Genomic DNA, 21,750 nt, shown 5'->3' with positions numbered 1-21,750 from the left:
CGCGGATCTCGCTGATGGACGGCAGGAGCCTCATCGGCGGCGGCAACACCGTCTCGCAGACCTCCAACGTCTGGCACGTCGAGGACGTCGGCGACTATAATGGCGACGGCAAGTCCGACATCCTCTGGCGCCACGACAACGGCGCGACCTTCATGTGGTTTATGGACGGCGTCGACGACGATATCGGTGCCGGCTACACCAATTCGCAGACCTCGCTGAGCTGGCACATCGTCTGACGGCATAGCGGATCAGCGGAATTAGCGCCGCGGACCGACGGGCGTATCGCGGAATGATCGCCAACCACGGAGGATCGTTTCGGCGCGCCCTACTCGCCGACCAGCTTCATCAGCCGCCGTTCGACCGGGGCGAGCACCGGGCCCAACTCATGGCCGCGCTTGAGGATCATGCCGGCCTCGTTGACCAATGCCCACATGCCCTGGCGATTGCGCAGCGCCGGACGCTTCTCGATCCGGTATTCGGGGCGCTCGGCGGTGCGGCGGAAGGCGGCGAACATCGCGGCGTCGCCGTCGAACTGGATCGCATAGTCCTTCCAATGCCCCGCCGCGACCATGCGGCCGTAGAGATCGAGGATGCGCGTCAGTTCGAGACGCTCGAAGCCGACCTGCGACGGGCGGCCGAGGGGCAAAGGGGTGACGGTTCCCATCAGGCGCGGTCGCGGCGCCCCGCTTTGCTATCGGCTTCCCCCGCGATCATCGCGTCGAGACGCTTGCGCAGGGTCTCGAGCTCGCAGCGCATGATTTCGAGCTTCTGCGTCGCCGGATCGAAGATCTCGCTGCACGGCGTGCCGTAAGGGACGAAATCCTTCTGCCAGGTCGCAGCCTCGACGAGAGTCGCCTTGGCGGGGATGCCGACCATCACCGCGCCCTCGGGCACATCCTTGGTGACCACCGCATTGGCGCCGATCCGCGAGCGCTCGCCGACGGTGATCGGGCCGAGCACCTGTGCGCCCGAGCCGATGATCACCCCGTCGAGGATAGTCGGATGGCGCTTGCCGGCCACGCCGTTGTCGGGGCTGGTCCCACCGAGCGTCACGCATTGGTACATGGTGACGTTGTCGCCGATCTCGGCAGTCTCGCCGATCACGACGAAGCCATGGTCGATGAAGAAATTGCGGCCGATCGTGGCACCGGGATGGATGTCGATCGCGGTCATCCAGCGCGACCAGTGATTGACCGCACGGGCGAGGAAGAACCAGCCGCCCTTGAACAGACGGTGCGCGATGCGGTGATAGAAGACTGCCCAGACGCCCGGGTAGAGCAGAATTTCGGCACGGCTGCGCGGCGCGGGATCGCGCGCGTGAATCGAATCCAGATAGGCCTTCAGACGACGGAACATGGCCGGTTCCCCTTTTGTCGCGCTTATTTAATGCACTGCGCGCCCGATTTCCAGAACGGCCCCTCGCGCGGCTTGGCCGGTCTAAACACGATGTATCTTGTGGGAATTCGACGGGCACGGCATTCCTGCGCGTCCAACGGGATGTGAAGGGCGCGGATGATCTTCGGAATTGACCTCACGGCGCTGCTTCCCTTCATCGCCGTAGGCTTCGCCGCGCAGATGGTAGACGGCGCCCTGGGCATGGCATTCGGCGTGATCTCCAATACGCTGCTGCTGAGCCTCGGCGTACCCCCGGCGATGGCTTCGGCGGGAGTCCATACGGTGGAGACCTTCACCACCGCGGTCTCGGGGATCAGCCATGCGATCCACAAGAACGTCAACTGGAAGCTGTTTCTGCGTATCGCCGTCCCCGGCGTGATCGGTGGGGCGCTGGGCGCCTATGTGCTGAGCAATATCGAGGCCAAGGATGCCAAACCGTTCATCCTCGCTTATCTGACGGCGATCGGCCTCTATCTGCTGTGGCGCAGCCGCCATTATCCGCCGCACGAGCGCAGTCCCAAGATCGTCGAGCCGCTCGGGCTGGCCGGCGGCTTCCTCGACGCGGCCGGCGGCGGCGGCTGGGGTCCGGTGGTGACCAGCAATCTGCTGGTCCAGGGATCGAGCCCGCGGATGACGATCGGCACGGTCAACACCGCCGAGTTCTTCGTGACCGCCACGATCTCGGCGACCTTCATCACCCAGCTCGGGCTCGAGGCGTTCACGGTCGCGACGATCGGATTGCTGATCGGCGGCGTGATCGCGGCGCCGCTCGGCGCGCGGCTGGCCAAAAGGGTCGAGCCCAAGACGCTGATGCTGATGGTCGGCGTGGTGCTGACGCTAACCAGCGTCTACAATCTCTATCTCGCACTGCGGTAGATTTTTTCACTGCGCCGCAAAATGAGAATACGGAGCTACGTGCTCCGCAGACATCGGGCTGCATATTTGCAAATATGCGCACGTAATGCGTTGAAGCGGGCTTAGATGCTTGCTCGATTAATCCACCCGGATTGAGTGACGCAATCGATCAGCGCAAGTGAGGCTTCCCATTTGGAACGCTAGTGCAGCGCGCCTATATCCCGCATCGCAACACACCGCCTTTGGAGGAAATTACGCATGGCGCTCATCGGAAGCACGATTTTGCCGTTCACCGCGCAGGCCTATAAGCAGGGCAAGTTCGTCGAGGTCACCGACGCCGACACCCGCGGCAAATGGGCCGTGTTCTTCTTCTACCCGGCGGATTTCACGTTCGTGTGTCCGACCGAGCTCGAGGACCTCGCCGACATCTATCCGCAGCTCCAGAAGATGGGCGTCGAGGTCTATTCGGTGTCGACCGACACGCATTTCAGCCACAAGGCGTGGCACGATACCTCGCCGGCGATCGGCAAGATCGATTATTTCATGCTCGGCGACCAGAATCACAAGCTCAGCACCAATTTCCAGGTGCTGCGTGAAGGCCAGGGCCTTGCGGACCGCGGCACCTTCGTCGTCGATCCCGAGGGCGTGATCCAGCTGGTCGAGATCACCAGCGAAGGCGTCGGCCGCAACGCCGCCGAGCTTCTGCGCAAGATCAAGGCCGCGCAGTACATCGCCGCGCATCCGGGCGAAGTCTGCCCGGCCAAGTGGGAAGAGGGCGAAGAGACGCTCGCGCCCTCGCTCGACCTCGTCGGCAAGATCTAACCCTAAGGCGCCCCTCCCCTCCCCCCTGTGGGGGCGCCGATTCGGCCCGGGGTGGTTCACCATCCCGGGCCGTTTTCATGAGAGCCTGACCTGGTCCGCGACCAAGCGGAATGGTGCTCCTGCGAAAGCAGGAGCCCAGAGTTACAGGCAACAGGGCTTGCGACCCTGGGCTCCTGTTTTCGCAGGAGCACCGTTTGCTCAGTTCGAATCAATGAATGCTTAGTGGAGTTCCCCCATGCTCGATGCCAATCTGACGCAGCAGCTCAAGACCTATCTGGTCAACATCAGGCAGCCGATCGAGCTCGTCGCCAGCCTGGGCGACGACGCCAAGTCGGGCGAGCTCGAGCGGCTGCTGAACGACATCGCGGCGCTGTCGGACGACATTTCGGTCATCCGCAAGGACGATGCGCGCAAACCGAGCTTCATGATCCGCCGCGCCGGGACCGATATCGGGGTGCGCTTCGCGGGCCTGCCGATGGGGCATGAATTCACGTCGCTGGTGCTGGCGCTGCTGCAGGTCGGCGGACACCCTTCGCGCGCGGCGCAGGAGCTGATCGATCAGGTCAAGGACCTCGACGGCGACTATGAATTCGAGACCTATTTCTCGCTGTCGTGCCAGAATTGCCCCGACGTGGTGCAGGCGCTCAATCTGATGGCGGTGCTCAACCCGCGGATCAAGCACGTCGCGATCGACGGCGCGCTGTTCAAGGACGAAGTCGACAGCCGCAAGGTGATGGCGGTGCCGACGGTGTTCCTCAACGGCGAGCCCTTCGGCCAGGGCCGGATGGAGCTCGGGCAGATCGTCGCGAAGATCGACAGCGGCGCCGAGGCGCGCGCGGCCGAGAAGATCAAGACCAAGGACGCGTTCGACGTGCTGGTGGTCGGCGGCGGCCCGGCCGGCGCCGCGGCGGCGATCTATGCGGCACGCAAGGGCATCCGCGTCGGCGTGGCGGCCGAACGCTTCGGCGGCCAGGTGCTCGACACGATGGCGATCGAGAATTTCATCTCGGTCCCGCACACCGAAGGACCCAAGCTCGCCGCGCATCTCGAGCAGCACGTCAAGGACTATGACGTCGACGTGATGAACCTGCAGCGCGCCGAAAAGCTGATCCCGGCGCCGACCGCGGGCGGCCTGCACGAAGTGCGGCTGGCAAACGGTGCGTCGCTGAAGGCGCGGACGGTGATCCTGTCGACTGGCGCGCGCTGGCGCCAGATGGGCGTCCCCGGCGAAGACGAATATCGCAACAGGGGCGTGGCCTATTGCCCGCACTGCGACGGACCTTTGTTCAAGGGCAAGCGCGTTGCGGTGATCGGCGGCGGCAATTCGGGCGTCGAGGCGGCGATCGATCTCGCGGGGATCGTCGCGCACGTCACTTTGATCGAATATGACAGCGATCTGCGCGCCGACGCGGTGCTCCAGCGCAAGCTGGCGACGCTGCCCAATGTGAAGGTGATCACTTCGGCGCTGACCACCGAGGTGCAGGGCGACGGCGAGAAGGTGTCGGGGCTGGTCTACAAGGACCGCAACCATGGCACGTCGCACGAAATCGCTCTGGAAGGCATCTTCGTCCAGATCGGGCTGGTGCCGAACACCGAGTGGCTGAAGGATTCGGTCGCGCTGTCGAACCGCGGCGAGATCGAGATCGACGCGCGCGGCGAGACCTCGCAGCGCGGCATCTTCGCTGCGGGCGATGCGACGACGGTGCCGTACAAGCAGATCGTCATTGCGATGGGCACGGGATCGACTGCCGCGCTTTCGGCGTTCGACTATCTGATCCGGCTGCCGGCCGAGGAATTAGTCGAAGCGGCGGCGTAAGGACACGGAGGGGGCAATCGCCTCCTCCGTCACCCCGGCCTTGTGCCGGGGTCCACCGATCCGCCCACGAGCAGCCAGGGGCTTTAGGGTCTCACCCGGCCGCGCAGTGGACCCCGGCACTTCGGCCGGGGTGACGGGGTAGCTTAATCGCTCCTGCCACTCCATATCGCATCTTCAATCGAACGGATCGATCAGTGGCCGCGACTTACCTTCCGACGCTCAAGCAGCTCCAATATCTCGTCGCGCTACGCGATGCCGGGCATTTCGGCCGTGCCGCCGAGGCATGCTTCGTCACCCAATCCACGCTGTCCGCGGGCATCCGCGAACTCGAGACCCTGATCGGAGTGGTGCTGGTCGAGCGGACTCGCCGGGTGGTGCGCTTCACGCCATTGGGCGAGCGGATCGTCGACAAGGCGCGGCGGGTGCTGCGCGAGGCCGACGAACTCGGTGATCTGGCGCGCGCGGCCGGGCGGCCGCTCTCGGGCGAAATGCGGATGAGCGTGATCCCGACGATCGCGCCTTTTCTGCTCCCGCGCATCCTGCCGCGGCTGCGCCGCGACTATCCCGACCTCAAGCTGTTCCTGCGCGAGGAAACCAGCGGGCAGGCGTGCGAGCAACTCAACCATGGCCGCACCGATTGTGTGCTGCTGGCCTTGCCCTTCGCCTGCGGCGAGGTCGAGGCGGAACGCCTGTTCGACGATCGGCTGTTCGTCGCCTTTCCCGAAGGCGAGATGGATCCGACCCCGACGATCCGCCCCGCCGATATCGACGCCAACCGGCTGCTGATGCTCGAGGACGGGCATTGCCTGAAGGATCATGCGCTGGCGGCGTGCAACCGGCCCGAACTGCGCGCCGAGGCGACGATGCTGGGGACTTCGCTCCATACCATGGTGCAGATGGTCGACAACGGCCTCGGCGTGACGATGCTGCCGCAGATGGCGGTCGACGCCGGGATCCTCGAGCATACCCGGGTGACGGCACGGCCGCTCGATGCCGAGAACGCATCGCGGCACATCGCTCTGGTGTGGCGCAAGGCTAGCCCACGCGAACGCGACTTCCGGTTGCTCGCGAAAGTGCTGGCGGACGCCGCCTGAGCAGCTTTATCCTCCGACGATGACTCTTCCCATCCCGCGCCCCGTCCGCGAATGGCGCGATGTCGACAAGACGCGCTTTCGCGAAGAGATCATGCCGATCGGGCAACCGGCAGTGCTGCGCGGGGCGGTTGCCGACTGGCCGGCAGTGCAGGCGGAATCGATCGGCTCCTATCTGCGCGGGTTCGACCTGTCGGCGAATTGCGAGGTGCTGATCGGCGCGCCTTCTGCCGGCGGACGCTTCTTCTATGGCGACCATTTCGGGGTGATGAACTTTCAGAAGCGCGCCGCCACGCTCGGCGCGCTGGTCGACAAGCTCGAGCAAGGCAGCGAATCCGCGCTGGCGGCGCAGGCGCTGATCCTCCCCCAGATCCTGCCCGCTTTCGCCGCCGAGAACCGGCTGGCGCTGGTCGACGATACCGTCGAGCCACGCATGTGGATCGGCAGCCGGGTGATCGTCGCCTGCCATTATGACGCATTGAGCAATCTCGCGTGCGTGGTCGCCGGGAGGCGGCGCTTCACGCTGTTTCCGCCCGATCAGGTGCGCAACCTCTATGTCGGGCCGTACGAATCGACGCCTGCCGGCGCGCCGATCAGCCTCGTCGATTTCGACGCGCCCGATCTCGAACGCTTCCCGCGCTTTGCCGAGGCAATGGCCGTGGCGCAGATCGCCGAACTGGCGCCGGGCGACGCGCTCTACATCCCGTATATGTGGTGGCACCATGTGCGCTCGCTCGACGCGCTCAATGTGCTGGTCAATTATTGGTGGAGCGAAGCGCAAGGCGCGGTGCTCGCGCCGCTCGACTGCTTCGTCCATGCCCTGCTCGCCTTGCGCGAATTGCCCGAGGAGCAACGCGCGGCATGGGCGGGGATGTTCGACCATTTCGTGTTCCGCGCGCACGGCGATCCGATGGCGCATCTGCCGCACGAGATGCAGGGATTGCTCGGCCACGCGTCGCCCGAACAGGTCCGCGCGTTGCGCGCGCAACTCGCGCAGATGCTCGCGCGGAAGGGCTAGTCGACATTCCAGCGCGCCGCTGCGGCGGCATCGCTCTCCCGCGCCTCGACCCAGCGGGCATCGTCGCCCAGTCGCTCGCGCTTCCAGAACGGTGCGTCGGTCTTGAGCCGGTCGATCAGCCAGGCGCAGGCATCGAGCGCCTCGCGGCGGTGATGCGCGGCGGTGCCGACGAAGACGATGCGCTCGCCAGGGACCATCACGCCGACGCGGTGGACCATCGTCACGCCGAGCAGCGACCAGCGCTCGGTCGCATCCTCGGCTAACGCAATCAGCGCCTGCTCGGTCATGCCCGGATAATGTTCGAGCTCGAGCGCGGTGATCCCGTCGTCGCCGCGCACGACCCCCGTGAAAGTGGCGACGCCTCCCGCCCCGCGTTCCTCGAGTGCCGCGACCTCGACCGCCAGCTCGATCGGCGCGGAATCGACCGAGACGCGGATCATCCGCCGGTCACCGGCGGGAACAGCGCCACTTCGCGCGCATCGCCCAGCAATGCATCGAGCGGCACGAACTTCTGGTCGATCGCCGCGCGCAGCCGCTCCGGTTCGCGCATCGCCTCGGCATGACCGGGGCTCAGAGTGGCGAGCCAGCCGATCAGATCGGCGACATTGCGCACCGCCTCGGGCGGGTCGAGCTGCTCCTGTCCGGTCCCGATGCGCTCGCGCACCCAGGCGAAATAGAGCAGGTCCATCACGTATCCATGTGCTTGAGGCCGACTCGCAGATAGTCCCAGCCGGTGATCGCAGTCAGCACCGCAGCGCCCCACAGGGTGACCAGCCCGAGCAGCGCCACCCACGAATATTGCGGCACCGCCTGGCCGAGGATCAAGGCGCCGAACGCGACGAGCTGGAGCGTCGTCTTCCACTTGGCCAGCTGCGACACCGGCACCGACACCTGGAGCTGGGCGAGGAACTCGCGCAGCCCCGATACGGTGATCTCGCGCAGCAGGATGATCAATGCGGCGATCAGGTGATAATCGGCGATCACGCCCTTCCCCACCAGCATCAGGATCACCGCGGCGATCATGATCTTGTCGGCGATCGGATCGAGGAACACCCCGAGCTTCGAGACGGTACCCTGCGCGCGCGCCAGATAGCCGTCGAAATAATCGGTGATGCCCATCAGGCAGTAAATCGCGAAGGCAACCGCATAGCCGGTCCGCCATTCCGGCCACCACAGGAAGGCCGCGAGCAGCGGCACCGTGACGATACGCGAGAGCGTCAGGATGTTGGGCAACGTCAGCATCGCGCCTCCCCTAGCATCGGTCGTGCGGCCGCCGAAACAGTCTTCATCATGGTGGGACGCACATGGCGGTTGATACGTTCCGTCCGGCTCGGCTATGCGGGCCCGTCGTTCGGCGGGGCTCGCTCCTCGCGCTTCAAGGACATGGTACGATATGATCGGTGCGCTCGGGTTGATGAAGGAGCGCCGCTTCTTGCCGTTGTTCGTCACGCAATTCCTCGGCGCCTTCAACGACAACCTCTTCAAGAACGCGATGATATTCTTCGCGACCTACCAGATCTTCAACTCGGTGGAGGAGGAAACCCGGTTCAGTGCGATCGCCACCGGGATCTTCATTCTGCCCTTCTTCCTCTTCTCCGCACTCGCCGGCCAGCTCGCCGACAGCTACGACAAGGCGAAGATCATGCGGATCATCAAGGCCGCCGAAGTGCTGATCATGCTGGTCGGATCGCTGGGCATCTTCATCAAGAGCCTGCCGCTGATGCTGGTCGCGCTCGTCGGCATGGGCGTGCATTCGACCTTTTTCGGGCCGATCAAATATGCCGTGCTGCCCCAGCACCTGAACGAGGACGAGGTTCTGGGCGGTACCGGGCTGGTCGAGGCGGGCACCTATATCGCGATCCTGTGCGGCACGATCGCCGGCGGGCTGATCAGCCCGACCTTCGCCGCCTTTGCGGTGGTCGGCGTCGCCTTGATCGGCTGGTTCGCCTCGCTCAGGATCCCGCCGGCACCGCCGCTGACCAAATTGAAGCTCGACTACAACATCTTCCGCGCCTCGGCCCGGCTGATCGGCGCGACGATGCACATCCCGCGGCTCTATCTCGCGATCGTTGCGATCAGCGTGTTCTGGACCATCGCGGCGGTGCTCGGCGTGCTGTTCCCGCCGCTGGTCAAGAACGTTTTCCACGCGCAGAAGGACGTCGCGAGCGTGTTTCTCGCCATCTTCTCCGTGGGCATCGCAATCGGATCGGTGATCATCAACCGCATGCTCAAAGGGCATGTCTCGGCCAAATATGCCACTGCCTCGGTGCTGGCGATGTCGCTGTTCGTCGTCGATTTCTTCTTCGCGGCGAGCTATTTTCCAGTGAGCGACGGGCCGCTGCTCAAGACCGCCAACTTCCTCGCACTGCCCGATGCGTGGCGCGTGCTGTTCGATCTCGGCATGATCGCGATCACCGGGGGCATGTTCGTGGTGCCGCTTTACGCCTTCCTGACCACTACGGTCGACAAGTCGCAGACCTCGCGCACGGTGGCGGCCAACAACATCGTCAACTCAGGCGCGATGGTCGCCGGATCGGTCGGCATCCTCGGCTTCACCAACATCCCGGGCGTCGACGTGGTCCATGCGATCTGGATCGTGTTCCTGCTCTGCCTCGCCTCGGCCTGGTGCGCGTGGCGCCTCTACAAGGCCGAGGACCTGCCCCACGGGCTCGATCCGATTCCCTGAGTGAACGCCTCCCCTGCCCCGCAGGGAGGGAAAATGCTCAGGCGATGAACGTCGAGAAGCAGACGAAAAACGCCGTGAAGCTCAGCGCGAAGAGCTTCCAGTCGCTGTCGTCGCTGATCTTGCGTTCGATCGCCACGACACGGCGCATCTGCACCCGGAAGGGATGGCGGCGGGCATGGCCCTCAGCGACGAGGCGAGTCTGCATGGCTGCAGTTAACGACTTGTTTACTTTTATGGCCAGCACGGAAGATGGTTAACGCGCGTATTGGCGCGGGACATATTTAGTGGGGAACCATCCTGCGCACGGCGGTTAACGCGGCGCGGGACCGGTGGTCGAGCGGACCATCAATTTATGCTCGAGGGTGACCCGGGACCCGGCTTCGGGCGCGAGCATCAGATTGGCCGCGGCATAAGCGAGTTCGCGGACCGGCTGGCGCATCGTCGTGAGCGGCGGCCATACCGCCTTGGCGAGATCCGAATCGTCGAAGCCGACGATCGACAACTGGCCGGGCACGTCCACGTCGGTCTCGTGCGCGACCGCGAGCACGCCCGCGGCCATGTCGTCGTTGCCGGCGAAAATCGCAGTCGGGCGGGGATCGCGTTCGAGCAGCTTGCGCGCCGCTTCGCCGCCCGACGTGAAGCTGTTCTCGCCCGCCGCGACGAGGTCCGGATCGAACGCGATGCCATGCGCTTCGAGCGCGTCGCGATAGCCCTGCAGACGCTCCCAGGTCGAGACATGGCTTTCCAGCCCGCGGATGAACCCGATCGAACGGTGGCCGAGCCCGATCAGATGCTCGGTGACTTCGCGCGCCGCGGCGACGTCGTCGATCGTCGCGGCCATGCCGGCATCCTTGCGTGCGCCGGGCGCGATGCGGACATAAGGCAGCCCGCGCCGGTCGAGTTCGTCGAGCAAGGCCGGCATCTCGGTGACTGGCGGCGACAGGATCACGCCGTCGAGATGCGCCTCGTCGATCAGCGCCATCACGTTGGAAACCAGATCGGGCGACTGGCTGTCGACCGGCTGGAGCAGCAGCCGATAGCCGAGCTCGCTGCAGCGCTGCTGCGCGCCGATCTGGATGTGATAGACGTAATAAGGGCTGGGATTATCGTAGAGCAAAGCCACCTGGAACGAGCGCCGCCCCGCCAGGGTGCGCGCAGCGTGGCTGGGACGAAAATTGAGCCGGGCAACGACTTCCTCGACGCGTCGCCGCGTTTCTTCGCTGACATGCTTTTCGTTGTTGAGCACGCGGCTGACGGTCTTGAAGGACACGCCTGCGATCTTCGAGACTTCCTTGATCGTCGGACGGCTGGACATTGCGGAACCCCCGGCCGAAATCGGCCCCGATACCCGGCATATTTGACAGCGCTGCCATCGCGCAAGCCAAGATATGCGCCGCAGGTGCGCGCTTCGGCCCTGCTTCAGGCCGCGGCGTCCGCTCCCGCGAATGTCGTTGCCAGCCCGACGATCGCCAGCGCGATGGCTGGAACCAGGCCCATACGCGCGAGCCGCGGCGCAAAGGTGAGGCTGAGCAGCACGATTCCGGCGGCGAGCGGCGCGAGTCCGAACCAGGCGACCAGGGCACGCGACCAGTCCGGCGTGATCAGCGCCGCTGCCAGCGACGTGAGGATCAGCGCCCAGCCGACACGCGGCAAGCGAGCGACGCGATGGGGGGCGTGCCAGGATCCAAGCAGCGCCGGCGCGTGGCGCGACATCCCCGCCGCCAGAGCGAACAGCCCGAGATAGAGCAGCCCGGCAACGATCATGCGGCCACCCGTGCTGCGCGGCGCGAGACGGGCGCGGCGGGGCGCCGCATCTGGCGCCGGACCAGCGGGACGAGCGCAGCGGCCACGCCGAGCAACATCAGATTGCCGATGAGGATCACTGCGTCGCCTTGCCCCAGCGGCACGAACAACGGCGCGATCGCGCAGCCCGCCGCCAGCAGCCCCAGCAGCAGCGGCCAGGCGCGCCTCGGCGGCAGTGCCGCGCCGACGGCCAGAGCGATCCCGGCAGTCCACAGGGCAGCCGAGACCTCTGCGGCTGAACGATCCGGCAGGCCGAGCGGCAACAAGCGATTGGCGAGCAGAAAAGCGATGCAACCGAGCGGCACGCCCGCCAGCACCCCGACATTGAGCCGCTCGAGAATCCGGTTCGCCAGCGAGAGCGGCGCACGCTCGCGGCGCTTGACGATCCACAGGACGAGGCCGGTGGCGATCGCCAGCGTCAGCATCGCGCCGCCGAGGAAATAGAGCCAGCGGGTCAGCGAGGGCGCGAAGCGGCCCATGTGCAGGCCGTAAAGCACGTTGTAGGTCTGGATTGCTGGGCGCGCCTCGGTCCACGCCGTCAGCACGCGTCCGGTGGCGCCATCGAAGCTGATTTCGGCCGGGGTGTAGCCGATCTGGCCCGAATCGGCGCGGAACACCGTCACCACTGCGGCGGAATCCCCGGGGTTGATCACATAGAGCCGCCCCACCGTGGCGCCACCGAACCGGCGCTGCGCGTCGCGCAGCATCGGAGCGAGCGGCGCGAGCGGCGTCTTGACGCCGGTGGCGGCGCGCTCGGCGATGCCGGGGATTTGCTCGCGGTACATCGCGGCGACATCGTCGCCATAGGCTGCGTTGATACCCCATGGCATGTTCAACGCGGCGAGCGTGACCAATCCGGTGAAGGTGATCATCAGATGGAAGGGCAAAGCCAGCACGCCGAGCGCATTATGGCCATCGAGCCACGAGCGCTGGCCCTTGCCTGTCCGGAAGGTGAAGAAGTCGCGGAAGATGCGGCGATGCGCGATGATCCCGGTGATCAAAGCGACCAGCATGAACGCCGCGGCGAGCGAGGCGAGCATCCGCCCCCAAGGGAAAGGCAATTCGAGCTCGAAATGGAGCCGGTAGAAGAACTCGCCGCCCAGCGTCTCGCGCGCGACCGGCGCACCGCTGACCGGATCGAGCGCGCGATAGAGGAAGGCGCCGCCGCTGTCGTACCCCGCCTCGACCGTGTTCATCCGGCTGTCGGGTACCGCGAGATACCAGCCGGTCGCATCGGGCGCATTGCGGGAAAGCCAACTGCCGGCGGCGGCGATCGCGTCGACGGGGTCGGCGGCGGCAGTCGCCTCGGGCCGCATCCATCGTCCGATTTCGGGCTTGAACACGCTGAACGTGCCTGCGAGGCACATCAGGAACAGCACCCAGCCGAGCAATAGCCCTGTCCAGCCGTGCAGCCACGCCATCACCTGCCGCGCGCCTTCGCGCACCGCGCTCATACCGGCGACCCCGCCATCCACGCGACTGCGGCGAGCGGCAACGCCACCAGGACCACGCCGGCGATTGCGCTCCACGGCCCGCGGGCGAGAAATGCCCAGATCGTCACCGCAGGCGCGACGAGGAACGCCAGCAGCGTCGCCACGGTGACTGCCTCGACCCGGGGCATGGGCAAGGTGCGCGCCAGCGCCGCGGCGAGCAGCGCGGCGACCGCATAGGCGCCCAAAGTGCCGGTCACGACTCGCGCGGCGACGTTGCCGCGGTAGCGCCAGCCTCGTCGCCCGGATTGCGCCCCCGCCACGATTCCGTCGCTCAATATGCGAAGTTGAGCGAGAAGATCGCGCTGCGCGGCGCCGCGTAGAAAGCCTGCCCCCACATCAGGCTGGCCAGATGCTTGTGATCGGTGACGTTGCGGACGTTGACGCTCGCCCGGATGCGGTCGAACACGCGAATACCGGCCATCAGATCGACCACGGCATAGCTTTCCTGCCTGAGGATCACGTCGCCGGCGACGACGCCATAATCCTGCACCCCGGCATCGGCGTAGCGGATCGCGCTCTGCCAGCGCAACTGCGCGCCGAGCTTGAGGTCGTTGAGCTGCGGTTCGGCCCAGGTGGTGGCGAGCTTGAGCGTGCGCTGGGGCAGCCAGCTACGCGCGCGATTGCCTGCCGCGTCCTCGAGCCTGAGGCCGGTATAGCCGCCGCTCAGGCTCCATTTGTCGGTGATCCGCCCGGCAACCTCGATCTCGAAGCCCTTCGAAGTGGTATCGACGCCTTCGTAGAAGCTGTCGCCGACCTGGCCCGCGCCATCGGGGTCGGTGAACACGCCGGCGAACGAGGCGAGACCTTTTTGCTTGGCGCGGAACAATGATGCGGTGGCGTAGAGCCGCCCGCCGAACCAGGTGCTCTTGATGCCGCCCTCGAGGCTGCTGCCCTGCGCAGGATCGAGCTTGGCGTTGGTCGCGTCGACTTCGATCTGCGGATTGAAGATGTCGGTATAGCTCGCATAGAGCGAGACATTGGGCGTGACGTCGAAGATCGCGCCGACATAGGGACTGACCTTGCTGTCCTTGCGCGACTGATCGGTTTCATAGGAGGTCCCGGTCGAATCGATCCACATCGCGCTGGCGCCGACCACCGCCTTGAGATTGTCGGCCAGATCGAGATGCGCGGCGCCGTAAACGCGCGTGAGGCGATCGGTGTAATCCGCCGCCAGATACTCGTTGCCATAGCCCGGCTCGGGGATCAGCCCCTGATCCCATTCCTCCACCGAGGGATAGACGATCGCGTCGGGCGAGAAATCCTCATATTCGAGCGCGTCGGAGCGCGCGGTCGACACGCCGAACGCCAGTTGATGCTCGCGGCCGAACAATTTGATCGGGCCGGAAGCAGTGAAATCGCCGAGATACTGGTCATAGATCGAGGGATAGATGCCCGACATGCCCTCGACGCCGAGCCCGGTCGCCTTGTCCGGATAGCCAAAGGCGTAGAGCAGCTTCGATTCTTCCTCGAAGCGCTTGTAGGTGAAGATGCCCTTGACCGACCAACCGCCGGCGAACGCGTAACCGATCTCGCCGAAGAGGCTCTGATCCTTGACGTTCCAATAGGTCCAGTCGGCCGAGGTCGAGGCGGAGTTCGGCAAGTCGATGCGCGTGCCGTCGGTATAGGTGAGCGGCAGCGCGCCCCACAGCACGCCGTCGGCATTATTCTCCTGACGGGTATAGCCGGCGGTCAGCGTCAGCTGCGGCGTCGCCTTCCAGCTCAGGATCGCGCCATAGACGTCGCGATTGACGTGGTTGTAGTCGAGATGGGAATCGCGCTCCTCATGCGCGAACACCAGCCTCGCGGCCACGGCGTCGCCCAGCGGCACCGAGACGTCGGCCTCGCCGCGCCAGCGACCCCATGATCCGGCCTGCATCCCGCCGTTCGCCTGCAGCGTGTCGGTCGGGCGCTTGCGGATATAGTTGATCGTGGCGGAGGGATTGCCGATGCCGGTCATGATCGCATTCGCGCCGCGCACCGTCTCGACCCGGTCGAACAAGGCGGTGTCGATCTCGCCGAACTGGATCCCCCAGAGCAAGGGCAGGCCGATCCCGTCTACCTGGAAGTTCGAAACGTCGAAGCCGCGCGAATTGAAATAGGTGCGATCGGTCTCGACGCGCTCGACATTGATGCCGACGGTCTGATCGAGCAGATCGTTGACGTTGGTCAGCGCGAAATCCTCGATGCGCTGGCGATCGATGATGGTGACCGACTGCGGCGTCTCTCGCGGCGTGAGCGCGAGACCCGTCGCCGAGCTCGACTGCTGGGCGATCGTCCCGGTCACGACGATCTCGCTCTTCGACTGATCCTGCTCGTCGGAAGGCGCTGCGGGATCCGGCGCGGCAAAAGCCTGGACTGGCGCGGCGGCGAGCAAGGTGCTCGCCAGCAGGAGATGGCGCGGAGCCAGCATTTGCATTCCTTTGTCCGGTGATTTCGCAGGCGCCATATGGGGCATCTTAATGCTAGTCAATCGCAATAGCATTTACTGGACGGGCCGCCTGGACCGCTGCGTCGACGGGCACGCCATAAGCGCGGCCGTCGGCTTCGACCTAGCTCGCTTCCCCACAAATGTGGCAATTTGGCTTTCTAAAGGATTGTATTTGTTGACGGCGCCAGCTCGCCCATATCTCCGGCGCGATGATCCGGACAGCGGTCTAAACTTCAACCAACATTGGCGGCTTTGAATAACAGAGCGGCCTGAATTCAAAAAAGCTAACACAAGTAGTCGACAACCTCATATCTTTCACTATGGTCCCGGCGCGACGCGCAGAAAAGGCGTTGTCATATTCAAAGATAAGGAGTCGCAATGTCGGAAGAAAACAGCTTGAGCGCAGTCGAACTCGCCACCGAGTTGACGATCGCGTGGCTGGGAAATCAGAACAATCGCGTTTCGGCGGAGGACGTCCCGACCTTCCTGCGAACGATGCACGCGACGGTAACTGAGCTCGCCGGGGGCAGCGCCACGACGGACGCCGACGATGCCAGCCCGACGCAGGATTTCGCGCCGGCGGTCTCGGTCCGCAAGTCGCTCGCATCGAAGGATCACATCCTGTCGATGATCGACGGCAAGCCATATCGCACGCTGCGTCGCCATCTCTCCACGCACGGCCTGACCCCCGAGGACTATCGGCGCCGGTACAATCTCAAGGCCGACTATCCGATGGTCGCCGAGAGCTATTCGGAGCAGCGCCGTGCAATGGCGAAGAAGATCGGCCTCGGCGCCAAGGGTCGCGCCGCCCGGTCGCAGGCACCGGCAGCGCCGGCGGCACGCGGCCGCAGCAAGTCGGCCTGACAACGAACGGGTGCCGCGTCCGGCGCGGCACCCAAGGCGTGGCGCGGGCGCGCCAGTATTACGCGCCAGCCAGATCGTCGACCCGCCGATACGACGCAGCAAATCCCGCAACCAAAAGCATCGCCACGGTCTAGCGCCGTCCAAAGATGCATTCCACCGGACGGCTGGCGACCCGCCCCAAAAGGGGGGCGAGGATGACAGCAACTTTGGGGAGTGCCTCACTCTGGCGCTCAGGCCCTGTCGATGAGCCGGGGACGGCTGGCCCGAATTGCAGGTCGACAATGCCTTGGTCGAGCGCCGGGCCTGCGGCGCGGTCCACCCGGTGATGGCTCTGGTGAAGTTCCGGCCTTTCTCGAGCGAAACCTTTCGCGAGTGATCGACCCGTCGCCCTTCGAGGCTGCTATCAAGGCAAACCGCATGGTTGGCGTCGAGCATTGCATACGCCCAGCGAAGGCCCGGCTCGTCAGGTGCGTATCGACCCTGCCCCGCTTCTACCGACGCGCGTTGCGGCGAGTGCCAGCGAGCAAGGGGAAAGCCCGGTTACCGCTATCTCGCGGTGCTCACGGGCTCTGGGGGGAATGGTGGAGCCGAGGGGGATCGAACCCCTGACCTCTGCAATGCCATTGCAGCGCTCTCCCAGCTGAGCTACGGCCCCAAATCCCCGGGAAGACGGGCCCATTAGAAGGGCTCCGCGGGTTTGGCAAGGACGCTTTTCGATTGCGCCCCTGCCCTACCGATTTTTCTTACTGTTCGTCCTGATCGCCGCCGGTCTCGACGCCGAGATCGTCGTCACCGCCCAGATCGACATCGTCGTCCGGAGACGGCTCTTCGTCCTCGGCGATGTCCAGATCCTCGTCGCCCAGATCGGAGTCGACCGCCGCGGGCTTGGGGTTGGCCTTGACTGCCTCGAACGGCAGCGGCTGCTTCGACTTCAGGATCGGCTCCGGCTCCCACGCGAAGGAGCAGCTGATGCAGGTCACCGGCTCATCCTTGGTCAGATCGTAAAAGCGGGTCCCGCACTTCGGGCACGCGCGCTTGGTGCCCCATTCCGGCTTCACCATGTGTTGCCTCTTGCCTTTCAAAGATATCGTGATTTCGGGTGTGTCCCGGAAAGTGGGGCGCGCCTTGCCATGACGCAAGGCGGCTGTCAAAGCCGCGCGCGATGCCGCATCCAGAGCCCCGCCCCCTCACCGTCTCCGCGCGCGGCCCGCTGCGCGGCACCGTCACCGTTCCCGGCGACAAATCGATCAGCCATCGTTCGCTGATGTTCTCCGCGCTGGCGGTGGGCGAAAGCCGGATCGAGGGACTGCTCGAGGGCGAGGACGTACTCGCCACCGCGGCGGCGATGCGCGCGATGGGCGCCGCTGTGGAGCGCGGCGACGACGGCGTCTGGCGCGTCCACGGCGTCGGCGTCGGCGGATTGCTCCAGCCCGCACAGGCGCTCGACATGGGAAATTCGGGCACGTCCACCCGCCTGTTGATGGGACTGGTCGCCAGCCACCCGATCACCGCGACCTTCACCGGCGACGCGTCGCTCTCGGGGCGCCCGATGGGGCGCGTGATCGAACCGCTGTCACGGATGGGCGCTGACATCACAGCCTCGCCCGGCGGGCGGCTGCCGTTGATGGTGCGCGGACTCAATCCCGCGGTGCCGATCGAATATACTCTCCCCGTCGCCTCGGCGCAGGTGAAGTCGGCAGTGCTGCTCGCCGGCCTCAACATGCCGGGAATCACCCGGGTGATCGAGCCGGTGCCGACGCGCGATCATAGCGAGCGGATGCTGCGCGGGTTCGGCGCCGGGCTGACCGTCGAGGACGGCCCCGACGGAAAGATCATCTCGATCACCGGCGAGGCAGAACTCAAGCCGCAGCATATCGTGGTGCCGGGGGATCCGTCTTCCGCAGGCTTCTGGATGGTCGCGGCGTCGATCGTGCCCGGATCCGAGGTCATGATTCGTAACGTCTGCATGAATCCGACCCGGACCGGGTTGATCACTGCGCTCAGGCTGATGGGTGCAGACATCGCCGAAATCGACGCGCGCGAGATGGGCGGCGAGGCGGTGGCCGACCTGCGCGTACGCCACGCCCCGCTCCGCGCGATCGAAGTGCCGCCCGAGCTCGCCCCGAGCATGATCGACGAATATCCGGTGTTGTTCGTAGCGGCGTCGTTCGCGCAAGGTCGTACCGTCGCACGCGGCGCGCACGAGTTGCGCGTCAAGGAATCGGACCGGATCGCGACGATGCGCATCGCGCTCGAGGCCGCGGGCGTCGTCACAATCGAGCACGAAGACGGACTGACGATCGAGGGATCGGGCGGCGAGCCTCTTCCGGGCGGGGCACATATCGCCTCGAAGCTCGATCACCGGATCGCGATGAGCATGGCGATCGCCGGCCTTGCCACACGGCGGGCGATCACGATCGACGACGTATCGCCCGTGGCCACCAGCTATCCGGGCTTTTTCGACGCCGTGGAGTCGCTGCTGCAGGCGTGATTGCCGGAATCTGCTGATCCCTGGTCCCTCCGCAGGCGCCATCGCTTGCGGCCCAGCGCCTCCGTGCGCTGCGCGTGCCACCACCCTCACCCACGCGAGAGGATTATAGAGCCCCTTCCCGATCGCGGCGCATCTTCGCGCGGTCATGTATTCGCGGCGCCGCACCTTGGAACCTTCAGTACATATCCGTTTTGGATATAAAATCCTCCATCTCCGAACAATAAACTTAAGCAAATCGAGTCTTGGATTCGACTCAATATCTTCACTTCATTATTATTGGTAATCGCAGCGAGTCGCGAACGATTTGACGTGAGTCGTACTGCAGCCATTATGGCGCAATGAGGGATTTCTTGTTCACCGATAGATTCCGTTGGCGGCATGTATTGTTGCCGTACGGCATGATTACTTAGGCTTTCTTGCGGTGATCCAGAGATCGATTTTGGAGGACGGAGAAATGGACACCTATAGTATTACGATCGACATGTCGCAGGATACGGTGAACAACCTCGCCCAGTACGGTTATTATTTGTATGCGTTCAAAGCCGTCGGCTCGAGCATCGGCGGGGGTCAACCGACGGTGTGGGTCCAGACCCAGAATTTCAGCCTGACCACCAACGTGACGTGGCAGGAGCAATTCTCGGCCTACACCTCGACCAACACCAATTTGAGCGACGGGACCAAGATCACCGCTTCGGCCACCTATCCGATCAATCTCGGCTCGACTCTGCAGGTACAATCGTCGACCGGAACTGGCAGCGTGGTCACGACCGGCATCGCCGGCGCGATCGAGATCGCCAGCCAGGTGAACACCCAGTTCACCTGCGGCATCGGCCAGACGTCGAGCGCAGGAACCAACATCCTCTGCGCGTTGCCGCTGTTCGGCAACAATATCGACGCGATCCAGCCGATCGAGAAAGTGATGCTGACCTTCGCCACGAAGGCGATGAGCACCGGCACCGTGGTATACCAGGCCTTCGCGCCGGCGCTGCTCGTCGACATGACCGGCGCGCCCGGCAATACCCGGACGGTGAGCTACGATCTCAACAGCAACTGGCAGGCCAATACCCAAGGTTGGGCGACGCAATATGGCGCCAGCACCCAGCTCGCGCCGCTGCTGATCACCACCAGCCCCCAGATGCAGGATGCGGCGGTGGCGTCGCTCAGGCAGGTCGAAGTGACGCGCGCCCAGCTCGCCGCCGAGGTGGAGCAGATCAGCATCCCCGAAGGCGCATACAACAACGTCACGGTGACGCCGATCGACGGCACCGGGTCGCTTTCGGGCGGAACCGGGACGATGGCGTCGTTCGGCATGTTCTCGTGCGGCAGCTTCGACAAGAACAATCTGCCCCAGGTGAGCAAGAACTATACGATCATCGCCACCAATTCGAGCAACGGGCAACTTTATCAGTTCCCCGGCAATTGCGTGAACGCCGGAGCAACCTCCGACTTCAAGTAACGCCTGCCCGGGCGGGGCGACCAGCCGGTCGCCCCGCCCGCTTGCCCCGCGACGGCAGGCGATTCATGCTAAGGGGCTGGTGATGGCGGCGCAGGACTTCTCGATCCAGATCGCGCTCGAGGGCGACGCGGCGCAGACGCTGTCCCAGAACGGCTTCCAGCTTTATGCGTATCAGGCACAGGACACCAATATCCTTGGCTGGCCGACGGTGTGGTACGCCACCGACGCCCTTTCCCCCGCGATGACGCTCGCCTGGCCGGCGTCGGGCGCGGCCTATACCGCGCTGCAGACCGATGTCGCGCCGCCCGAGATCGTCGCCTCAACCGCTTCCTATCAGATCACGACCGGCCAGACGCTCAAGGTCACCGGCACGAGCGGAACCGGCTCGGTATCGAACGAAGGGCCCGCGGACTGCATCACCATCGCCAATCTGACCACCAGCCAGTTCACCTGCGGGCCGGCGCGGGGCGCCAATGCCGGCCCGCCGACCCCCGGCTGCGCGCTCCAGCTGTTCGGCGGCAACAACGTCCTGGTGCGTCCGCGCAACGCGGTACTCCTCGCCTTCGAATCCGGAACCCGCACGGTGGGGCAGACCGTGGCGACGCTGTCCGCGCCGAGCCTGCTGGTCTCGCTCGACGGCGCGACCTCGCGCAGCGTGACCTATTCGCTCAACACCAACTGGGCCGCGAATACCGAGAGTTGGGCGACGCAATGTCCCGCGGGGACCAATTTGTGCGACATGCTGGTCTCCGCGGTGGTGACGCCGCTGATCGCACAACCCGCGCCGCTCGATCCATGCGGTTAACGACAATGTTTTGAGCCCCTGCCCCTTGACGCACCGTGCGCGTGCCGCGAACGCGGGGCGCATGATCATCGCCGTCGACGGACCGGCCGCTTCGGGCAAGGGCACCATCGCCCGTGCGCTGGCGCGCCACTATAATCTGCCGCATCTCGATACCGGCCTGCTCTATCGCGCGGTTGCGGCGACGGTGTTGCGCGCGGGGGGCGATCCCGCGTCGGAGCCCGAGTCCGTCGCCGCATGCGCGTTCGAGGACGCGCTGCTCGACGATCCCTGGCTGCGCACCGACGAGGTCGGCAGGCTGGCATCTTTGGTCTCGGCGCATCCGGCAGTGCGCGCCGCCTTGCTCGAGCGCCAGCGCAAGTTCGCGCAACAGCCGGGAGGCGCTGTGCTCGACGGACGCGACATCGGCACCGTGATCGCGCCCGAGGCCGAAGTGAAATTGTTCGTCAAGGCGACCCCGACGATCCGCGCGCAACGCCGCCATCTCGAGCTGCGCAAGCGGGGTGCCGAGACCAGCCTCGACAAGGTGCTGGCCGATATCCGCACGCGCGACGAACGCGATTCGAAACGCTCCGAGGCACCGCTGCGCCAGGCCGAGGACGCGTTCGTGCTCGACACCAGTTTCCTCTCGATCGACGCGGCGGTGCAGCGGGCGATCGCATTGGTCGAACAGCGGACGCGCGCGGGAGGCTGAGCACCGGAAGCGTAGGGCCGTTCGCCTTGCCTCCGC

Annotated in this window: 24 protein-coding genes and 1 tRNA gene; 12 read left to right on the top strand and 13 right to left on the bottom strand. The window is 65.3% G+C overall.

Going from position 1 to position 21,750, the window contains the following annotated elements; translation table 11 throughout:
• Positions 1-236: hypothetical protein (locus Q9Q95_RS09610; RefSeq protein ID WP_306096341.1), on the top strand; the 236-nt coding region annotated here is incomplete at its 5' end.
• Positions 237-325: 89 nt separating this feature from the next.
• Here the strand turns inward: Q9Q95_RS09610 and Q9Q95_RS09605 are convergent.
• Both Q9Q95_RS09605 and epsC read right to left on the bottom strand, forming a co-directional pair.
• A complete protein-coding gene (locus tag Q9Q95_RS09605) occupies positions 326-664 on the bottom strand; it encodes a DUF2794 domain-containing protein (protein ID WP_306096339.1) in 339 nt (112 codons plus the stop codon).
• Positions 664-1,356, bottom strand: coding sequence for a serine O-acetyltransferase EpsC (epsC, locus tag Q9Q95_RS09600; RefSeq protein WP_306096337.1), 693 nt, complete (start codon positions 1,354-1,356; stop codon positions 664-666). Before epsC ends, Q9Q95_RS09605 begins: the two co-directional genes overlap by 1 nt.
• A gap of 156 nt (positions 1,357-1,512) precedes the next feature.
• On the opposite strand from epsC, the gene Q9Q95_RS09595 reads away from it, so the two are divergent.
• The 5 genes from Q9Q95_RS09595 to Q9Q95_RS09575 all read left to right on the top strand — a co-directional run bounded on the left by Q9Q95_RS09595 (position 1,513) and on the right by Q9Q95_RS09575 (position 6,997).
• On the top strand, positions 1,513-2,271 hold the full coding sequence (locus tag Q9Q95_RS09595; protein ID WP_306096336.1) for a sulfite exporter TauE/SafE family protein: 759 nt from the start codon (positions 1,513-1,515) through the stop codon (positions 2,269-2,271).
• A gap of 237 nt (positions 2,272-2,508) precedes the next feature.
• Entirely contained in the window at positions 2,509-3,072 is a 564-nt protein-coding gene (ahpC, locus tag Q9Q95_RS09590) for an alkyl hydroperoxide reductase subunit C (protein WP_306096334.1), read from the top strand.
• 235 nt (positions 3,073-3,307) lie between these two features.
• The gene (ahpF, locus tag Q9Q95_RS09585) at positions 3,308-4,888 is read left to right on the top strand and encodes an alkyl hydroperoxide reductase subunit F (RefSeq protein WP_306096333.1); all 1,581 of its coding nucleotides are present in this window, start codon (positions 3,308-3,310) and stop codon (positions 4,886-4,888) included.
• Positions 4,889-5,082: 194 nt separating this feature from the next.
• Positions 5,083-5,982 (top strand): hydrogen peroxide-inducible genes activator, encoded by a 900-nt coding sequence (locus Q9Q95_RS09580; protein WP_306096331.1) that lies wholly within the window; start codon positions 5,083-5,085, stop codon positions 5,980-5,982.
• 19 nt (positions 5,983-6,001) lie between these two features.
• On the top strand, positions 6,002-6,997 hold the full coding sequence (locus Q9Q95_RS09575; protein ID WP_306096329.1) for a cupin-like domain-containing protein: 996 nt from the start codon (positions 6,002-6,004) through the stop codon (positions 6,995-6,997).
• Here the strand turns inward: Q9Q95_RS09575 and Q9Q95_RS09570 are convergent.
• Genes Q9Q95_RS09570 through pgsA form a run of 3 tightly spaced genes read right to left on the bottom strand, consistent with a single transcriptional unit; the run spans position 6,994 to position 8,239 of the window.
• Positions 6,994-7,437: a molybdenum cofactor biosynthesis protein MoaE gene (locus tag Q9Q95_RS09570; RefSeq protein WP_306096327.1), complete on the bottom strand. Its 444-nt coding sequence runs from the start codon at positions 7,435-7,437 to the stop codon at positions 6,994-6,996. The two genes, Q9Q95_RS09575 and Q9Q95_RS09570, sit on opposite strands and share 4 nt — an antisense overlap.
• Positions 7,434-7,685, bottom strand: a complete 252-nt coding sequence (moaD, locus tag Q9Q95_RS09565) for a molybdopterin converting factor subunit 1 (RefSeq protein ID WP_306096325.1) — start codon at positions 7,683-7,685, stop codon at positions 7,434-7,436. The genes Q9Q95_RS09570 and moaD overlap by 4 nt, the downstream gene beginning before the upstream one ends.
• Positions 7,685-8,239 carry a CDP-diacylglycerol--glycerol-3-phosphate 3-phosphatidyltransferase gene (gene pgsA / locus Q9Q95_RS09560; protein WP_306096323.1) on the bottom strand — a complete coding sequence of 185 codons (555 nt, stop codon included), beginning with the start codon at positions 8,237-8,239 and terminating at the stop codon, positions 7,685-7,687. Before pgsA ends, moaD begins: the two co-directional genes overlap by 1 nt.
• A 151-nt stretch (positions 8,240-8,390) precedes the next feature.
• On the opposite strand from pgsA, the gene Q9Q95_RS09555 reads away from it, so the two are divergent.
• Positions 8,391-9,683, top strand: a complete 1,293-nt coding sequence (locus Q9Q95_RS09555; RefSeq protein WP_306096321.1) for an MFS transporter — start codon at positions 8,391-8,393, stop codon at positions 9,681-9,683.
• A gap of 37 nt (positions 9,684-9,720) precedes the next feature.
• Here the strand turns inward: Q9Q95_RS09555 and Q9Q95_RS09550 are convergent, their stop codons facing one another.
• The 6 genes from Q9Q95_RS09550 to Q9Q95_RS09525 all read right to left on the bottom strand — a co-directional run bounded on the left by Q9Q95_RS09550 (position 9,721) and on the right by Q9Q95_RS09525 (position 15,389).
• A complete protein-coding gene (locus tag Q9Q95_RS09550) occupies positions 9,721-9,888 on the bottom strand; it encodes a hypothetical protein (RefSeq protein WP_306096320.1) in 168 nt (55 codons plus the stop codon).
• A 105-nt stretch (positions 9,889-9,993) separates the two neighbouring features.
• Entirely contained in the window at positions 9,994-10,998 is a 1,005-nt protein-coding gene (locus tag Q9Q95_RS09545) for a LacI family DNA-binding transcriptional regulator (RefSeq protein ID WP_306096318.1), read from the bottom strand.
• 104 nt (positions 10,999-11,102) lie between these two features.
• Entirely contained in the window at positions 11,103-11,447 is a 345-nt protein-coding gene (locus Q9Q95_RS09540; RefSeq protein WP_306096316.1) for a DUF3325 domain-containing protein, read from the bottom strand.
• Positions 11,444-12,940, bottom strand: a complete 1,497-nt coding sequence (locus tag Q9Q95_RS09535; RefSeq protein ID WP_306096314.1) for a PepSY domain-containing protein — start codon at positions 12,938-12,940, stop codon at positions 11,444-11,446. The genes Q9Q95_RS09540 and Q9Q95_RS09535 overlap by 4 nt, the downstream gene beginning before the upstream one ends.
• Positions 12,937-13,254, bottom strand: a complete 318-nt coding sequence (locus Q9Q95_RS09530) for a ketohydroxyglutarate aldolase (RefSeq protein WP_306096312.1) — start codon at positions 13,252-13,254, stop codon at positions 12,937-12,939. The genes Q9Q95_RS09535 and Q9Q95_RS09530 overlap by 4 nt, the downstream gene beginning before the upstream one ends.
• Positions 13,251-15,389 (bottom strand): TonB-dependent siderophore receptor, encoded by a 2,139-nt coding sequence (locus Q9Q95_RS09525; protein ID WP_306096311.1) that lies wholly within the window; start codon positions 15,387-15,389, stop codon positions 13,251-13,253. Before Q9Q95_RS09525 ends, Q9Q95_RS09530 begins: the two co-directional genes overlap by 4 nt.
• A 396-nt stretch (positions 15,390-15,785) precedes the next feature.
• Between Q9Q95_RS09525 and Q9Q95_RS09520 the strand changes: the two genes are divergently transcribed.
• Positions 15,786-16,271: a MucR family transcriptional regulator gene (locus Q9Q95_RS09520; protein ID WP_306096309.1), complete on the top strand. Its 486-nt coding sequence runs from the start codon at positions 15,786-15,788 to the stop codon at positions 16,269-16,271.
• 579 nt (positions 16,272-16,850) lie between these two features.
• On the opposite strand, the gene Q9Q95_RS09515 is transcribed toward Q9Q95_RS09520, so the two are convergent.
• Together Q9Q95_RS09515 and Q9Q95_RS09510 are read right to left on the bottom strand one after the other, a co-directional pair.
• Positions 16,851-16,926: transfer RNA gene (locus Q9Q95_RS09515), tRNA-Ala, on the bottom strand.
• A gap of 88 nt (positions 16,927-17,014) precedes the next feature.
• Entirely contained in the window at positions 17,015-17,332 is a 318-nt protein-coding gene (locus Q9Q95_RS09510) for a TIGR02300 family protein (RefSeq protein WP_306096308.1), read from the bottom strand.
• Between the two features lie 101 nt (positions 17,333-17,433).
• Here Q9Q95_RS09510 and aroA point away from each other — a divergent pair, with 101 nt between their 5' ends.
• From aroA to cmk, 4 genes are all read left to right on the top strand, one after another.
• On the top strand, positions 17,434-18,762 hold the full coding sequence (aroA, locus tag Q9Q95_RS09505) for a 3-phosphoshikimate 1-carboxyvinyltransferase (RefSeq protein WP_306096306.1): 1,329 nt from the start codon (positions 17,434-17,436) through the stop codon (positions 18,760-18,762).
• A gap of 454 nt (positions 18,763-19,216) precedes the next feature.
• Entirely contained in the window at positions 19,217-20,218 is a 1,002-nt protein-coding gene (locus Q9Q95_RS09500) for a hypothetical protein (protein WP_306096305.1), read from the top strand.
• Positions 20,219-20,300: 82 nt separating this feature from the next.
• Entirely contained in the window at positions 20,301-21,023 is a 723-nt protein-coding gene (locus Q9Q95_RS09495; RefSeq protein WP_306096304.1) for a hypothetical protein, read from the top strand.
• A gap of 61 nt (positions 21,024-21,084) precedes the next feature.
• Positions 21,085-21,714 carry a (d)CMP kinase gene (cmk, locus tag Q9Q95_RS09490; protein WP_306096303.1) on the top strand — a complete coding sequence of 210 codons (630 nt, stop codon included), beginning with the start codon at positions 21,085-21,087 and terminating at the stop codon, positions 21,712-21,714.
• Positions 21,715-21,750 lie beyond the last annotated feature (36 nt).

The sequence above is a fragment of the Sphingomonas sp. DG1-23 genome (assembly GCF_030730875.1).
In the GTDB taxonomy this organism is placed as follows: domain Bacteria; phylum Pseudomonadota; class Alphaproteobacteria; order Sphingomonadales; family Sphingomonadaceae; genus Sphingomonas.
Note: the sequence above shows the minus strand (reverse complement) of the source record. Positions and strands in the feature narration are given on the sequence as shown.

Bases quoted from the DNA above. Each gene is read 5' to 3' on its own strand.
- Q9Q95_RS09605 (WP_306096339.1), bottom strand. From the start codon at position 664: ATGGGAACCGTCACCCCTTTGCCCCTCGGCCGCCCGTCGCAGGTCGGC.
- epsC (WP_306096337.1), bottom strand. From the start codon at position 1,356: ATGTTCCGTCGTCTGAAGGCCTATCTGGATTCGATTCACGCGCGCGAT.
- Q9Q95_RS09595 (WP_306096336.1), top strand. From the start codon at position 1,513: ATGATCTTCGGAATTGACCTCACGGCGCTGCTTCCCTTCATCGCCGTA.
- ahpC (WP_306096334.1), top strand. From the start codon at position 2,509: ATGGCGCTCATCGGAAGCACGATTTTGCCGTTCACCGCGCAGGCCTAT.
- ahpF (WP_306096333.1), top strand. From the start codon at position 3,308: ATGCTCGATGCCAATCTGACGCAGCAGCTCAAGACCTATCTGGTCAAC.
- Q9Q95_RS09575 (WP_306096329.1), top strand. From the start codon at position 6,002: ATGACTCTTCCCATCCCGCGCCCCGTCCGCGAATGGCGCGATGTCGAC.
- Q9Q95_RS09570 (WP_306096327.1), bottom strand. From the start codon at position 7,437: ATGATCCGCGTCTCGGTCGATTCCGCGCCGATCGAGCTGGCGGTCGAG.
- moaD (WP_306096325.1), bottom strand. From the start codon at position 7,685: ATGGACCTGCTCTATTTCGCCTGGGTGCGCGAGCGCATCGGGACCGGA.
- pgsA (WP_306096323.1), bottom strand. From the start codon at position 8,239: ATGCTGACGTTGCCCAACATCCTGACGCTCTCGCGTATCGTCACGGTG.
- Q9Q95_RS09555 (WP_306096321.1), top strand. From the start codon at position 8,391: ATGATCGGTGCGCTCGGGTTGATGAAGGAGCGCCGCTTCTTGCCGTTG.
- Q9Q95_RS09550 (WP_306096320.1), bottom strand. From the start codon at position 9,888: ATGCAGACTCGCCTCGTCGCTGAGGGCCATGCCCGCCGCCATCCCTTC.
- Q9Q95_RS09545 (WP_306096318.1), bottom strand. From the start codon at position 10,998: ATGTCCAGCCGTCCGACGATCAAGGAAGTCTCGAAGATCGCAGGCGTG.
- Q9Q95_RS09540 (WP_306096316.1), bottom strand. From the start codon at position 11,447: ATGATCGTTGCCGGGCTGCTCTATCTCGGGCTGTTCGCTCTGGCGGCG.
- Q9Q95_RS09535 (WP_306096314.1), bottom strand. From the start codon at position 12,940: ATGAGCGCGGTGCGCGAAGGCGCGCGGCAGGTGATGGCGTGGCTGCAC.
- Q9Q95_RS09525 (WP_306096311.1), bottom strand. From the start codon at position 15,389: ATGCTGGCTCCGCGCCATCTCCTGCTGGCGAGCACCTTGCTCGCCGCC.
- Q9Q95_RS09520 (WP_306096309.1), top strand. From the start codon at position 15,786: ATGTCGGAAGAAAACAGCTTGAGCGCAGTCGAACTCGCCACCGAGTTG.
- Q9Q95_RS09510 (WP_306096308.1), bottom strand. From the start codon at position 17,332: ATGGTGAAGCCGGAATGGGGCACCAAGCGCGCGTGCCCGAAGTGCGGG.
- aroA (WP_306096306.1), top strand. From the start codon at position 17,434: ATGCCGCATCCAGAGCCCCGCCCCCTCACCGTCTCCGCGCGCGGCCCG.
- Q9Q95_RS09500 (WP_306096305.1), top strand. From the start codon at position 19,217: ATGGACACCTATAGTATTACGATCGACATGTCGCAGGATACGGTGAAC.
- Q9Q95_RS09495 (WP_306096304.1), top strand. From the start codon at position 20,301: ATGGCGGCGCAGGACTTCTCGATCCAGATCGCGCTCGAGGGCGACGCG.
- cmk (WP_306096303.1), top strand. From the start codon at position 21,085: ATGATCATCGCCGTCGACGGACCGGCCGCTTCGGGCAAGGGCACCATC.